A 14500-nucleotide genomic window follows, 5' to 3' on the forward strand; every position below is an offset into this window, starting at 1 on the left:
GATTCTCTTCAGTTGCTTTTCGGGTCCATCAGATCGCGCACACCGTCACCCAGAAGGTTCAGCCCCAGCACCGTCAGCGCGGTGAACACGCCGGGGAACAGGATCATCCACCAGGCGGTGTAGATCACGTCCTTGCCCTCTTTTAAAATGTTGCCCCAGCTCGGCGCGGGGGCCGGAACTCCGGCGCCGAGAAAGCTGAGGGCCGCCTCGGTGATGATGGCGCTCGCAAACACGAAGGTCATCTGAACGATCATCGGCGAGAGGATGTTCGGTACGATGTGCGCCCACAAAATCCGCTTTTGGGAGGAACCGAGGCACCGCATCGCCTCAATATACGTCTGCTCCTTCACCACCAGCGCCTGGCTGCGGGCCAGACGGGCCATATTGGGAATATTGACGACGATCAGGCTGATGATCACGTTCTTGATGTCCGCGCCCAGCACCGCCATCATCGTGATGGCCAAAAGCGTGCTTGGGATTGCCTTGAGGCCGTCGCAGACGCGCATGAGGATATTGTCCGCGAGCGCATTGGTGCTGGCATACAGCCCGATCACAAGCCCCAGAAAGCCCGAAACAAGGCCGACCGTAAAACCGACGGCGAGAGAAATCCGGGCGCCGTACAGCACGCGGGCAAATACGTCGCGCCCCATATTGTCGGTGCCGAACCAGTGCTCTGCGCTGATGCCCTTCAGGCGATCCGCCGTATTCATCGCGAGCGGATCGTGCACAGCAATCAGCGGGGCAAACACCGCCAGGACGATCACAAGGACGACAACCGCCAGGCCGAATACCGAAGCCCGGTTATGGGTGAATTTCTTCAGCCTGATTTCAAACTGCTCCTGCGCCAGCTTTTTCTTCTGCAGACTCAGGTTGTTCTGGGCGGTCGTGTAAACCATGGCGCCCTCCGAACCGTTTGTACCTAGCATCTCGTTTTCCCTCCTCTCAGGTTGCTCTGACTCTGGGATCTGCCACGCCGTACAGCAGATCCACCAGCATATTGATCAGCACATTGAACAGCGCGATCAAAAGCACGATCGCCTGAATTACATAGTAGTCGCGGCGGCCGATGGAATTGACCATCAGCTGTCCAAGGCCCGGAATGGAGAACAGGCTTTCGATAACCGCCGCTCCGGCCAGCATCTGCACCGCGCTCTGGCCGATCATCGTGATGATCGTAACCAGAGAGTTGCGCAGCGCGTGCTTGGTGGTGATGACAAAATTCCGCACGCCCTTCGCCTTGGCCATTTTGATGTAGTCGCTGCCCAGAACCTCCAGCATCGCGGAGCGGGTCATGCGCATCATCAGCGCCGCATTCATAAACCCCAGCGCAATCGCCGGCAGCGTCAGCGATTTGATGTGCGGCCAAAACCCCCGGCTGATTTCCACATACCCTGAAACCGGGAAGAAATGCAGCTTTACGGCGAAGAGGAGCATCAAAAACAAACCGAATAAAAAGCTGGGCAGCGAGATGCCCGCCAAAGACAGCACCGTCACGCCGTGGTCTACACCGGTTCCCTTGTTTTTCGCCGCCAGCATCCCCATCGGGATTGCGATCACACTGGCGATGACGAGCGCGTACAGCGCAAGGGAGATGGTCGGCTTCACATGGCTGAACACCATACTGGCAACCGGTTCGCCGCCTGCCGTGCTGATCCCGAAATCGCCGTGAAACATATTCCCGATCCAGATGAAATACTGTTCCACCAGCGGGCGGTTCAGGCCCATTTTTTCTTCCAGCTTCGCAATATCGTCCGCCGTGGCCAAATCGCCCAGCAGAGTGGCCGCCGGGCTGCCGGGCACCATCTTCAGCAATGTGAAAATGACCACCGACACCACGAACAAAACCGGAATCACGGACAGCAGTCTCTTAACAATGAACTTCTGCATCAACTTTCCCCCCACAACCAAGAGAATCTAAAAATTAAATGGCTCCACTTGAAAGCAGTCTGTCGGTTTCTTCCCCTGCCTTGCGGCGGGGGAAGAAACATCGGGTTCCTCACAAAGCTCCTTCCAAAGCAAATCGGCTGTATTCAGAATTCCCTGTTCCAGACTTAAGACTCCACAATCCCCGCGTTCCAGAATTTCGGCCCGCCGCTGTACATATTGATGCCGGTCACATTTTTCTGCCACGCGAACATACCCATGTAGTGGCCGGGGCAGATGATCGGCAGGTACTCCCAGGAATACCCCTGCAGTTCATCCCATTTGGCTTTTGCCTCCTCCAGCGTTGGGGCGGAGGTCATTTCCTTAAACAGGGTCTGCAGCTTTTCATCGTTGGACCAGCCGGGATACGCGGCGCCGTAATACAGCTTCAAAGACGGTACCGGAACCTCCGCAAAGGTGGTAATGTACATATCGTACTTGGTGGGATCCTTGCGGTATTCCGTCAGGGTAGCCCAGTCCACCACGGTGAGCTTTACGGGAATGCCGATCTTCTCGAGCTGCGATTTGATTGCGATGCCCATGTTATCCATCTTGTTCAAAGTGGAGACCAGAATGGTGAAGGGTTCGCCCTTATAGCCGTTGTCCGTCAGAATTTTCTTTGCCTTCTCAAGGTCTTTCTGGTTGTAATTTTCTTTTCCGGCCTCAGATTTCCAGAACGGCTGGCCGGCATCCATATAGGAGGAGCCGAGCTCGTAGCCGCCCCCGTACGCGGCCCTCAGAACCTCGTCGCAATCGAGCGCGGTATTGACCGCGGTGCGGAAATACTGCTTGGAGGCAATGCCCTGCTTGTGATTCGGGATAAAGGCGATGGAACCCATCTGAGAGCTGACCGTAGTCAGGTTCGGGTTGTTTGTCAGGCGGTCAAAATCGTCGTAAGAAACATTGAACGCGACGTCGTACTGCCCGGCCTCGAGGCCTGCGGACTCCGTAGCCTGATCCGCGACCAGATCAAACTGGAGGATCTTGGTGGGGGCCGCCTTATAGCCGCTCCAGCCGTCCATCTCGGTTCCCTTTGTTCCGTAGGGAACGTAGCCGTCAAAGCGCTCCAGCTTAACGTACTGATCCTGCTTCCACTCAGAGAATTTATAGGGGCCGGTGCCGATGTAGTCCTTCAAAAAGCCGTTGCTGTCTTCGTTCTTGCACGCGGCGGCCGTTGTGATGGAAGCCGGCTGTGCGGCGCCCGCGATCATGGCAGGCAGCAGAATCAGCGAGGTTTTGCCGTCGATTTTCACGGTGGAATCATCCACCTTGGTAAACCGTGCATCTCCAACCATCGTCTTCGCAGAGCTGAAGCCCTCAATCCAGCGGTTCATGGAGGCGACGACGTCGTCGGCCTTCATCTCGCTGCCATCGTGGAATTTCACGCCTTTTCTCAGCGTGAAGGTGAGCGTTTTACCGTCGTTTGTCGCTTCATATTTTTCCGCGAGCTCCGGCACCGCTTCCGCCTTGGAATTCAACGTGACCAGCTTTTCCCAAACGGTACCATCACAAATTTGTCTTGCAATCAGGGAGCTGTTCTTGTGCAAATCCAAAGAAGGCGCCTGCTGTGTTACCGCAATGTGCAGCGTTTCCCTGTATGTTGCGTTTTCCGGGGCGGAAGCAGGGCCGGACCCGGTGGAGCTTTGTGTTCCCGAAGACCCGGAACAGGCTGTCAGCGACATAGCCGCCGCCAGAACCAAAGCAAGGAATCGTTTGAGCTTCTTCGATTTCATGTGATAGTACCCTCCTAACAAATGTTTCGATCTTCTTTACCGCAAAAAAGGGCACACGAATTCTAAAAATTCGCATGCCCCATTGCAAGCCGTTCAAATAAAATTGATATGTTGTTTTGAATTATACGTCCGTCAAAAAACATTTGTCAATAGACGCAAGTTCACTTTTGCAAGTTTGCTGCTCTAAAAAGTCATATTTCTTTTTCCGTTCCCTTCCAAAGCACCTCCTGCAAACGGCAGTTTTCGTACCGGATATAGGCAATAGCTCCATATTTTATATTTGGAACGAATAACTAAAGTCAGTTTTCACAAATTTTAATACGAATTTTTCATTTTTAAAACTTGCACAAACACATACTCCGAAACGGCATTGGCTTCTATGCGATTTGAACAGAACAACAGATTTCTACAAAAAGCCTCATGTTAATCAATGGAAATTTCCGTTTGCACTCCACCTGTTCTGAGCGCAGAGAGCACAGACCTTTTACCAGAGCGATCGGAACAAGCTCCACACAGTCCTTCCCACAGCAGCTTCCTCGTTAAGACGGAGCAGCACATCCGCTGCACGGTAGAGCCCTTTACGACAGCCAGCTTTACCGCGTCGGTGCCGGTGTCTGATCCCAAGCCCTGAAAAAAGAGTCGGGATAGGGAAAACCAACTCTTTCCTATCGCGCATGTCTTGATTTGCCGCGGATGATCCGATACACTGGTGTTTGAGGCGATACAATAGCTACTTTTTCCGAGCTGATCCGCAGCTTTGATAAGATCAGGGATTATAGGCGGAATTCATTGTCGTATGTGCGTAAGCGCCTTCTGTCCTTCGGCCCGGCGGGAGAAATCATGAAATTGGAAAGAACGCACACACAAATCCGGCAAAGAATTGCGCGCCAGATGGTACATATGGAATTAATATCACAGCATCCCCGGCCGATAAAATTCACGAGAGAAAGCAAAGCCCCAAACGCGAATTGCGTATGGGGAACAGGTTTTGAGAGCATATTTGTAAGATGCTCTCAACAGAGGCACGGCATTACCGCAAAGCCAAGGTTTGACAGGGCTTTGCTTCCCCGTCGCCTGCATAGGCGACGGCGGGCTGACCGCCGAGGAGACGGATGCTTTACAGAGTTGGCCGGATGCGACGCAATCTCATGATGGATTTTAAAGATAAAGATTATGATACTGCTGAAAGGGGACGGCGAGCATAAATGAAGCGAATTTTTTTAGTTGAGGACGACAAGGCGATTGCGAAAAACCTCGTGCTTTTGCTCCGCTCGGAGGGATTTTCCGTCACTCACGCCTCCACACACAGAGAAGCGCTTGCGGTGCTTGCAAAAAATCAATTCGACCTGGCGCTGATCGATATTTCTCTGCCGGACGGCAACGGCTTTACGGTCTGTACCGAAATCAAAGAAGCAATGAAGATTCCCGTCATCTTTCTGACGGCCTCCGGTGACGAAGGGAGTGTGGTTACCGGGCTGAACATGGGGGCGGAGGACTATATCATCAAGCCCTTTCGCCCGCGCGAATTGATTGCGCGAATCAAAAGCGCTCTGCGCAAAAGCGGAACTTCTCCGTCGGCCTTTGAAATCTTCGGCCTTCATGTGGATACGGCGAGCGGTATCGTGAAAAAAGACGGCAGCGAGGTGTTCCTTTCCGCTTTGGAATACCGGCTGCTTTTGGTGTTTCTAAACAATCCCAAAAGCATTCTCACAAGGAGCAGGCTGCTTGACGAATTATGGGACGCCGCGGGCGAGTTTGTAAATGACAATACGTTGACCGTCTACATCAAACGCCTGCGGGAGAAGATCGAGCACGACCCGGCAAGCCCGCAGATCATTCTAACCGTTCGCGGAACAGGGTATCGATTGGGGGACGGACATGTTTCGGAATAGGGAAATACGGCGGCTTGCCGTGGTGTTTGCTGTAATTACCGCCGCCTTTGCCGCGGCGGGGTTTGTCGTGCAACCGGCAGCCGGCCTTCTGGTTCTCGGCTCTGCCGCTGCCTTCGGCACGGCATTCGGGGTGTTTACCAAGGCCCGGTACAAGAGTATTGCGCGGCTGTCGGAACAAATTGACCTTGTGCTGCACAACGCCGATCATCTGTTCCTTGGCGAAACGAGCGAGGGCGAGCTCTCCATTTTGCAAAGCGAGATTACCAAAATGACGCTGCGCATTCGGGAGCAAAACGATGCGCTGAAAAAAGAAAAGGAACATCTGGCCGAGTCGATGACCGACATCGCTCACCAGCTCCGCACCCCCCTCACGTCGGTAAACCTGATTTTATCGCTGCTGGAGAATCACCCGGATGAAACGGAACGCAAAGCGATGATCCGAGAAACAAAGGAACTGTTTGTACAGATGGATTGGCTGCTCACTTCTCTGCTGAAACTGTCCCGTCTGGATGCGGGTATCGCCGTATTTCAGAGAGAAAAAATCGACGTGCGCAGCTTGATCAGCAGCGCGCTTCATCCGTTCCTGCTTTCCATGGAGCTGCATAACATCGCTTTGCAAACGGATGTGCCGGAAGGAATTCTCATTTGGGGCGATTTCAGCTGGCTTTCAGAGGCCGTTCAAAACATCCTTAAAAATTGCATGGAAAGCGCGGGCGACGGCGGAAGGATTGTGATTGCCTGCGAGGAGAATCCGCTGTTTACCGAAATTGTGATCCGCGACAGCGGCGCGGGCTTTGCAAAAGAAGATGTGCCGCATCTGTTCGACCGCTTCTATCGCGGGAAAGACGCGGGGGCCGCCGGGTATGGGATTGGACTCGCCCTGTGCAAGACGATTATCGCACGGCAGGGCGGAACGATTACCGCCAAAAACCACCCGCAGGGCGGCGCGGTATTTGCCATTCGTTTTTCAAAGTGACGGATCTCTCACCAAAAAGTCATCGGGGCGTCAGGGAAAGGGTTTAAAATATGAGTGACCCACGGGAAAGGAGACTCATAGAATGGAGTTTTTAAAAATTGATCAATTGTGCAAGGTCTACGGCAAGGGTGATAACCAGATCACCGCGTTGGATCATGTTACCCTGACGATTGAAAAGGGAGATTTCACGGCGATCATCGGCTCCTCCGGTTCCGGCAAATCTACCCTGCTTCATGCCATTGCCGGTGTGGATGTACCCACAAGCGGAAAGGTGTATTTGGAGGGGCAGGACGTGTATGCGGGGAGCAACGAAAAGCTTGCCATTTTCCGCAGGCGGCAGGTAGGGCTGATCTACCAGTTCCACAATCTTATCCCCACGCTGACCGTGGTGGAAAACATCACTCTTCCCATCCTGATGGACAAGCGGAAGGTCAACGGGGAACGGCTGAACGATCTGCTGGAGCTGCTGGGGCTTCAGGACCGCAAAACGCATCTGCCGAATCAGCTTTCTGGCGGTCAACAGCAGCGTGTTGCGATCGGGCGGGCGCTGATGAACGCCCCGGCGGTCATGCTGGCCGATGAGCCCACCGGCAGTCTGGACAGCCGCAACGGGCAGGAAATCATCAGGCTGCTGAAAGAGAGCAATCGAAAATACGGGCAGACCCTGCTTCTTGTCACCCATGACGAAAATATTGCCTTGCAGGCGGACCGCATTATCACCATTGCAGACGGAAAAGTGGCGCGGGACGAGAGGCAGGTGGCGCGATAAATGAACATCTTTCATAAAGTTGCCCTGCAAGGACTGAAAAAGAGCCGCACGCGAACTCTTGTCACCATTATCGGAGTGGCTCTGTCCGCCGCTCTGATTACGGCGGTCACCACCTTTGGCGTGTCTCTGCAAAGCTATATGGTGAACGGAGCCATCATGAAGTATGGCAACTGGCACGTCGCATTCCCCGACGCAGACACCTCCTTTGTGCAGAAGCAGGCCGACGACAGCAGGGTTGCACACATAGCATCCTTTGAAAATATCGGTTATGCTGCGCTTACCGGGGGACAAAATCCCGACAAACCCTATTTATTCATTGCCGGATTTAACAAGGACGCCTTTTCGGCTTTGCCGATTGAGCTTCTATCCGGCAGATTGCCGAAAAACAGCAGTGAAATTCTGGTTCCGGCACATGTTGCGGCAAACGGCGGTGTGAAAATTCCGGTAGGCAGCACGCTCACTCTCTCGGTCGGTAACCGCATGAGCGGCGATCAAAGACTCAGCCAGCATGATTCCTATCGGCGGGCCGGGGGGGAGACGCTTGCCGCCACGGCAGAGAAAACCTATACGGTTGTCGGCATCTGCCAACGGCCGGCCATCGAGGAGTACGCCGCGCCCGGATACACGTTAATCACAACAGAGGATACCGCCGCGGACAGTCTGAGCGTATTTGTCACACTGAAGAATCCCTATCAGGTTCCATCTTATACAGACAGCCTGTCGGGCAACCACAGCTACGTTTTGAACGATGATGTGCTGCGTTTTATGGGTCTTTCCGGAGAAAAGCTGCTTACCGTTCTCCTGTATTCCATCGGCGCTATCTTGATTGGCCTCGTTATGCTCGGCTCGGTGTTCCTGATTTATAATTCCTTCAACATCTCCCTGAACGAACGGACACACCAGTTCGGCATTCTCATGTCGGTGGGTGCCACGGAAAAGCAGCTGCGCAATTCCGTACTGTTCGAGGGGCTTTGCATCGGTGCAATCGGCATTCCCATCGGCATTTTGGCAGGGTTACCGAGCATTCAGCTTGTGCTTACTCTTGTGGCAAAGAACTTCGCGAATGCTTTGTATGATAATGTACCGCTAACCCTGGTGGTGTCTGTTCCCGCTCTTGTGACGGCGGCGGTGATCAGTATGATCACCATTCTGATTTCAGCCTATCTTCCGGCGAAGAAGGCCGCCGGTATGCCCGTGATGGCGTGCATCCGCCAGACAAACGAGGTCAAGGTGGAAGCCAGGGCCATAAAAACCTCAAGCCTCACAAGCAGGCTTTACGGTTTGGAGGGAACACTTGCGTTAAAAAACTTTAAGAGAAACAAGCGGCGTTACCGCAGCATTGTGCTGTCGCTTACATTGAGTGTCGTATTGTTCGTCTCCGCAAGCTCTTTCGGAACCTATCTGAATCAAATTGCAGAGAGCTCCTCTGTGGTGAGCGAAAACTATGACATCACTTTCGATACGCGAGACATGAAGGAAAGCGAGCTGTTCCAGCTTTATGATAAGATGAAAACTGCCGCAGGCGTTACCAAAAGCTCTTATCAGGCACTTTCCACCTATTCCTGCGTGTTGGACACAAAGAATTTGTCCGGTCACTTTTTGGATGAGTTCGGCAAGCTCATCGGTTATGATGGAACAAGTGAAACAGCGGAGGTGCAGCTCAACATTCAGTTTGTGGAAGACAGTGTCTATCAAAATCTCCTCGAAGGCCTCGGTCTGTCTGCAAAGGAGTACACCGGACAGGACAAAAAAATGGTCATAGCAGGAATCCTGCCCGGGAACTTCTATACACAGGAAGAACCTATGGAATTTACGCTCCGCTCCAAGGCCGGGAGTCAAACGAAAACAATTCGTGCAACCTTTGTACAGGGCTATCCGGATCTGCTGCCCGCACAGCCGGGCGAGTTCCTTGAATATGAGCTTTTGGTGATAGCTCCTTACGAGGTAAAACCGCAGTTTGACGCACTGGGCACAGCGACAAAGCCCACAAAGCTGGGCATGACCTTCCAGTCGGAAAACCCCGGCCAGTCTACCGCCGAAATGCAGAGGATGCTTGACGGAGCCAGCATTACCGCCGACTATCATCTGTACAATGTCCACAGAATACTGGAGGAAAACCGCAATATCGCATTCATTATCAACCTGTTCTCGTCTGTTTTCGTCCTGATGATTTCGCTGATCGCGCTTGCAAATGTTTTCAACACGATTTCCACCAATATCAAGCTGCGCAGGCGGGAGCTTGCCATGCTCCGCTCCGTGGGGATGTCCGATAAGGATTTCAATCAGATGATGCGCTTTGAGTGCATTCTGTATGGAATGCGGACAATGCTATGGGGTCTGCCCCTCTCAGGAATTCTTTCCTGGCTGATTTATAAAGGCATGGCTATGGGCGGGGGAAGCGTTCATTATGTGTTCCCGTGGAGCAACATGGGGATCAGTGTGCTTGGTGTGCTTGTTATCGTTTCCATCACGATGCTGTATGCTGTCAGCAAGATTAAAAAGGAAAACATTATTGACGCACTTCGGGATGATATGGCCTGATTTCAGGCACGGAAGTTTCTGGAGAAAGCATGCAATTCAGCAACGCGGCAAAAAGCAAAGGGGTGTAAGCCTACCGAATAAAACGCTGCTTTGGCGGGACGCTCCACCTGCTGAAACACCATTTACAGCATTTCCAACTGATGATGCAAATCAGTTTGTGTTCCTCCCCCGCCGAGGGCGGGGGAGGAACACAAACTGTCTCGCAAATTAAAATGGAATTGCAACCGACAGCTGGGGCTGTTGCAAAACAGCCTTAGGCAAAAAATATTTACAAAAAACGCGTCTTGGTCTGACCTGTAAAAGTCGTACCAAGGCGCATTTCCTTGTTTTTAAGGCTGTTCCATTGTTCCGTTTACTGTTGCAAATTTATTTTACAACAGCCTCGATTTTTTATCTGTTGATCTATACAGACCAAGCCGCCGCATATTTGCCGCGGCAGTATTGGGTTATTTTTCATAACAGATGCTTTTATAGGTGGTAAAAACCCGTGCTTCTCGCCGGAAAAGTGTGCCCATGCACACGAACTGCCGGCCTGTTTTGATCCACACTGTGTTGTTTGATAAAAGGCGTAGAGGAAGGCATCTCTTTGCAAGATCCTGTAAACATGCGTGCTTAAGGATCTTGATTTGCATCATTGGGTCAAAACAAACACGAGCGCATAACAAAACGGCTCCCCACAGAGTGAGGAACCGTTTTGCTATGCAGGCCTCGCCTGCTGGAGCTGGTGGTCGGAATCGAACCGACAACCTGCTCATTACGAATGAGCTGCTCTGCCATTGAGCCACACCAGCATTTGGGTTTTTTGCCGCACTTATCTAAGTCAGCCAATATAGTATACAAAAAAGAAGTGGTTTCGTCAAGTGGACAGGCCAAGATTTTCTCGAAAAAAATGATGGTATCCTCTTTTTGCGAAAAACATTTTTCCTTGTGTTGAAAAAGTGAAAGAAAATCACATAACTATATGTTTAATTCCGGGATAACATATAATTAATACATTAAGCTCCCGAGAAAGAGTGATACTATGTCACTGAGTTCTATTGGTAAAAACTTGCGGATTTTCAGGGAAAAGTGCGGATATACGCAGCAGCATCTGGCAAATGTGCTCAATATTGACCGTTCCACGTATTCTTATTATGAATCCGGGAAGACCACGCCGGACATTTCCTCCCTTATCATGTTGTCCCAGGTATTTTCAGTCAGCTTGTCGGAATTACTGGGACAGGAGGATATTTCCCCCATGCTGAACGATTCTTCTTCCGGGAAATCGGGTTCAAAGCGCGTAACAGACAATAACAGCCACATTTATGATCTGAAAAAGGATGAACTGCAGCTGATCGCATTTTTTCGGGCCTGCGCGCCTGAGGAAAAAGAAGAGCTCCTGCAAAAGGCGGCCGAAATTCAGGGTAAAAATAAAAAGAAAGAAATGGATTGAACCTTTGCGGAAATCCCGGTTTCATGATATACTGAAACTGCATGTACTATTTGCCGGAGGTGCCGCATGGAATTTGACGCATTTGCCGCCGGAATTGAACCGGGCGGCCTGAGAAACACCAAAGAAATCCGTATTTTGATTTGTTACCTTCTGGTCAGCGTGAATACACCGTTCCGCAAAGAGGATATTATCGATATTCTGCAGGAAAACGGCCTGGCCAATTACTTTGAAATTACAACTGCGCTTTCCGACCTGATCGACAAGGGCAGCATTCTAATAAAAAACGGCCTTTGCACGCCGGGGGAATCGGCCCGGATGATCGCAAAGCAGCTTGACGGCACCATCCCCACCGCTGTTCGCCAGCGCACTCTGACTGCGGCACTGCAGCTTTTAACCCGCATGAAGCGCGAAGAGGAAAACACCGTGGAAATCACCCACACCAACAACGGCATTCAGGTCACCTGCCACATCTCCGGCGGCGACATGGAGCTGATGTCGCTTTCGCTATATGTACCCGATTTGCAGCAGGCCAACCTGGTAAAGCAAAATTTTCAGCAGGATCCCGACATTATCTACCGCGCCATGCTGGCCGCCGTCACCAAGGACCAGAAAATGATGGCGGAAACGCTCACCGAGATGGGCATGAAAAAACAACCCAAACCATAAACTACTCGCCGTCCATCGCCGCGCGCATGGCGGCGATTTTTTGTGTGTCGGTCTGCCAAACCGTGTAGTTCTGCCCGTCTGCCGGCTCCAGCAGCCGGCGTTTTTTTCGGTACTGCATGGGGCTGTCCGCCTTTTTCAGCCAGTTGCCCTGGTACACCGAGGCCGCCGTCACCCGGCGGAACGCCGCAAACTCATGCGGCTCCATCTCACCGGCCACCGCGATTTCCATCCCGTCGGCATTGAGGAGCAGCCGGGCGATCAGGCTGCGGCCGTCGTAGCTGCGGCGGCACTGGCCGGAGGTAACGAGCCCGCCAAAGCCCATCATCTTCGCGCACTGAAAAGCCTCCTCCGGCTCGCGGCACTCGTCGAACGCGCGCCCCAGCACCATCTTCATCTCCTGCGCCAGAACGATCAGCTCGTCCATGCGCAGAACATCCAGCGCGCCGTCCGGCGTCAAAATCCCAGTCTGCACCGCGTCCGCGCCCGCGTCGCGGAACAGCGCGATATCATCCTTCATCATCTCGAACTCCGCCGGGGAACAGCAGTGATCCCCGAAATGGGGCTTCACCAGAACAGAAATCGGCAAATCCAGGTGGTTGCGCACCTCATAATAGAAATTGATGTTCGGTGTGGTTCCGCCGAGCACCAGCCCAGAGCAGAGCACCAGACGATCCGCGCCGGCACGCTGTGCCTCAAACGCGGAATCCACCGTATCGACACACACTTCCAAAACCGCTTTCATATGTACCCTCCCACAGAAATGTGACAGTTTTCAGAGGCTTTCAGAACACCAGCTGCACCAGCAGCATATAAAAAACCGTTCCCCCGGCAATGCTCAGCAGTGTGTTTCGCTTCCACAAATGCAGCAGCACCACTGTCAGCAGGGCCGCGCCCTCCGGTATCCCGTAGGGGAAGGCCAAGGGAGTGGCTCCGCGCAGACAGTAGACGATCAGCATGCCGATCACGGCGGAGGGAAGCATCTGCCCCAGGTACAACACCCAGCCGGGCGTGGGTTTGTCCGCCGGGAACAGCAGGAACGGTGCCGAACGGATGAGAATGGTGACCGCCGCCACCACACCGATTAAGAGCAAACCGTGAAGCTCCGTCATTGCGCATCCCTCCCCTTTTCCAGCCTGCCGCGCAGCAGCAAAAACACCGCCGTGATGGAAAGCATCGCCGGAATCACGAACCCGGAGGGGCCGAACACCAGCAGGCAGAGCACCGAAATCACAACGCCGAGAATGGACGCGGTGTGATCGGCCTCGGCCTTCCAGCGGTCTAAATAGATTACCGTGAACAGGGCCGTCATAACGAAGTCAATGCCCTCCGAGGGGATGTGCCAGATCGACCCGAATACCGAGCCGACGACGCTGCCAAGCACCCAGTACAGCTGATCGAGCAGGGCAATGAAAAGCAGCAGCCGCTTTCTGTCCGGCCCGGGCGGTTCCTTGAGCGCGCAGAACAGCGAGAAGGTCTCATCCGTCAGAGAAAAGATCATGTAAGGTTTTTTTCGGCCCACGTCCCGGAACTCGTCCAGCATGGCGATTCCGTAGAACAGATGCCGCGCGTTGACCATCAGCGTCATGATCGCCGCACCGATCAGCGAGGCCGCGCCCGCGAGCAGATCCACCGTGACAAACTGCATGGAGCCCGCATAAATGAATACGCTCATTAACAAGGCCCACGGCCAGCCGTAGCCTTTGCTCTCCAAAAACACCCCAAACGCAAAGCCCAGAAACAGATAACCGGTCATAACCGGTATGGTATGTACAAATGCTTCGCGCAGAAGATGCCGCTTTTCGTTCAACCGTACCCCTCCCATATGCCCCCAAAGCGACTGCCGCCCGCTTGATTCGCCCAGACAAATTTTTGATAATTATACCACAGAATACAAAAAAATGACAAGGCTGCCAAAGGGAACCCGAATCAATTTTCAATTAAAATCCTGCAAGGCAAATGCAATGCTTACAAATTGAAAAATTATAACTACAATAAAAATAAAAGAACCCGCTGATGAAAAATTTGTTCCTGCGAAAATTTCTATATAACATTCTGCTCGCGGCAGGCTGAGCCTGCACGCACGTCGCGCAACAGCTCGAAGAAAAGCTTTCGCTTCGCGCTTCATTCGTCGCGCGTGCGCTGGCTGTCCTCACACGAAAACAGTCTTCTATCAGAATCGTTATTTTTTCATTACGGGTTCCCCATATTAATTCTGCTGACGCAGGGCTTGCCCCTCATGCCGGGGCGGGCACTTACTTTCGCTACGAGGCGAAAGTAAGCAAAGACTCGCCAAAGGGCACCTTTGGAATCCGTTTGGGGAACAGTTCTTGTAAGTGCAAACAAAAGCTACTGAAAAGGCGCTCCAATGAAAATGCCCACTCTCCTGGCTACTGCAAATCAAAAGCTTAGTGCTTTCGTCCGTCGGCGGGCATTTTCAGAGCGCTCTCGTTGGCTCGCAGTAGGGCTGCCTGACGGTAGTTCCGGTTTGCCGACTTACAGATGGTGTTCCACCGCTCAAAGATTTCTTGTACCCTTTGTGCACTAAAGCTACTTTTACACACCCGCTTC

Annotated in this window: 12 protein-coding genes and 1 tRNA gene; 6 read left to right on the forward strand and 7 right to left on the reverse strand. The window is 52.7% G+C overall.

Annotation, left to right across the window (positions count from 1 at the left end):
* Window positions 1-8: 8 nt before the first annotated feature.
* The 3 genes from G340_RS0111465 to G340_RS0111475 form a co-directional block, all read right to left on the reverse strand.
* The gene (locus G340_RS0111465; protein WP_020073800.1) at window positions 9-926 is read right to left on the reverse strand and encodes an ABC transporter permease; all 918 of its coding nucleotides are present in this window, start codon (window positions 924-926) and stop codon (window positions 9-11) included.
* Between the two features lie 16 nt (window positions 927-942).
* Entirely contained in the window at window positions 943-1887 is a 945-nt protein-coding gene (locus tag G340_RS0111470) for an ABC transporter permease (RefSeq protein WP_020073801.1), read from the reverse strand.
* Window positions 1888-2051: 164 nt separating this feature from the next.
* Window positions 2052-3656, reverse strand: a complete 1605-nt coding sequence (locus tag G340_RS0111475; protein ID WP_020073802.1) for an ABC transporter substrate-binding protein — start codon at window positions 3654-3656, stop codon at window positions 2052-2054.
* Between the two features lie 1205 nt (window positions 3657-4861).
* Between G340_RS0111475 and G340_RS0111480 the strand changes: the two genes are divergently transcribed.
* From G340_RS0111480 to G340_RS0111495, 4 genes are all read left to right on the forward strand, one after another.
* On the forward strand, window positions 4862-5548 hold the full coding sequence (locus G340_RS0111480) for a response regulator transcription factor (RefSeq protein ID WP_020073803.1): 687 nt from the start codon (window positions 4862-4864) through the stop codon (window positions 5546-5548).
* On the forward strand, window positions 5535-6524 hold the full coding sequence (locus G340_RS0111485; RefSeq protein ID WP_020073804.1) for a sensor histidine kinase: 990 nt from the start codon (window positions 5535-5537) through the stop codon (window positions 6522-6524). The genes G340_RS0111480 and G340_RS0111485 overlap by 14 nt, the downstream gene beginning before the upstream one ends.
* An 82-nt stretch (window positions 6525-6606) precedes the next feature.
* Window positions 6607-7293 carry an ABC transporter ATP-binding protein gene (locus tag G340_RS0111490; RefSeq protein WP_020073805.1) on the forward strand — a complete coding sequence of 229 codons (687 nt, stop codon included), beginning with the start codon at window positions 6607-6609 and terminating at the stop codon, window positions 7291-7293.
* Window positions 7294-9834, forward strand: a complete 2541-nt coding sequence (locus G340_RS0111495) for an ABC transporter permease (protein ID WP_020073806.1) — start codon at window positions 7294-7296, stop codon at window positions 9832-9834.
* 716 nt (window positions 9835-10550) lie between these two features.
* On the opposite strand, the gene G340_RS0111505 is transcribed toward G340_RS0111495, so the two are convergent.
* Window positions 10551-10625, reverse strand: a tRNA-Thr gene (locus G340_RS0111505).
* Between the two features lie 230 nt (window positions 10626-10855).
* On the opposite strand from G340_RS0111505, the gene G340_RS0111510 reads away from it, so the two are divergent.
* A complete protein-coding gene (locus G340_RS0111510; protein WP_020073808.1) occupies window positions 10856-11266 on the forward strand; it encodes a helix-turn-helix domain-containing protein in 411 nt (136 codons plus the stop codon).
* A 66-nt stretch (window positions 11267-11332) separates the two neighbouring features.
* Entirely contained in the window at window positions 11333-11932 is a 600-nt protein-coding gene (locus G340_RS0111515) for a DUF4364 family protein (protein ID WP_020073809.1), read from the forward strand.
* A 1-nt stretch (window position 11933) separates the two neighbouring features.
* On the opposite strand, the gene G340_RS0111520 is transcribed toward G340_RS0111515, so the two are convergent.
* Genes G340_RS0111520 through G340_RS0111530 form a run of 3 tightly spaced genes read right to left on the reverse strand, consistent with a single transcriptional unit; the run spans window position 11934 to window position 13739 of the window.
* Window positions 11934-12674 carry a copper homeostasis protein CutC gene (locus tag G340_RS0111520; protein WP_020073810.1) on the reverse strand — a complete coding sequence of 247 codons (741 nt, stop codon included), beginning with the start codon at window positions 12672-12674 and terminating at the stop codon, window positions 11934-11936.
* Between the two features lie 40 nt (window positions 12675-12714).
* Window positions 12715-13041, reverse strand: a complete 327-nt coding sequence (locus G340_RS0111525) for a branched-chain amino acid transporter permease (protein ID WP_020073811.1) — start codon at window positions 13039-13041, stop codon at window positions 12715-12717.
* A complete protein-coding gene (locus G340_RS0111530; RefSeq protein WP_020073812.1) occupies window positions 13038-13739 on the reverse strand; it encodes an AzlC family ABC transporter permease in 702 nt (233 codons plus the stop codon). The genes G340_RS0111525 and G340_RS0111530 overlap by 4 nt, the downstream gene beginning before the upstream one ends.
* Between the last annotated feature and the right edge of the window lie 761 nt (window positions 13740-14500).

The organism is Faecalispora sporosphaeroides DSM 1294 (assembly GCA_000383295.1).
Classification (GTDB): domain Bacteria; phylum Bacillota; class Clostridia; order Oscillospirales; family Acutalibacteraceae; genus Faecalispora; species Faecalispora sporosphaeroides.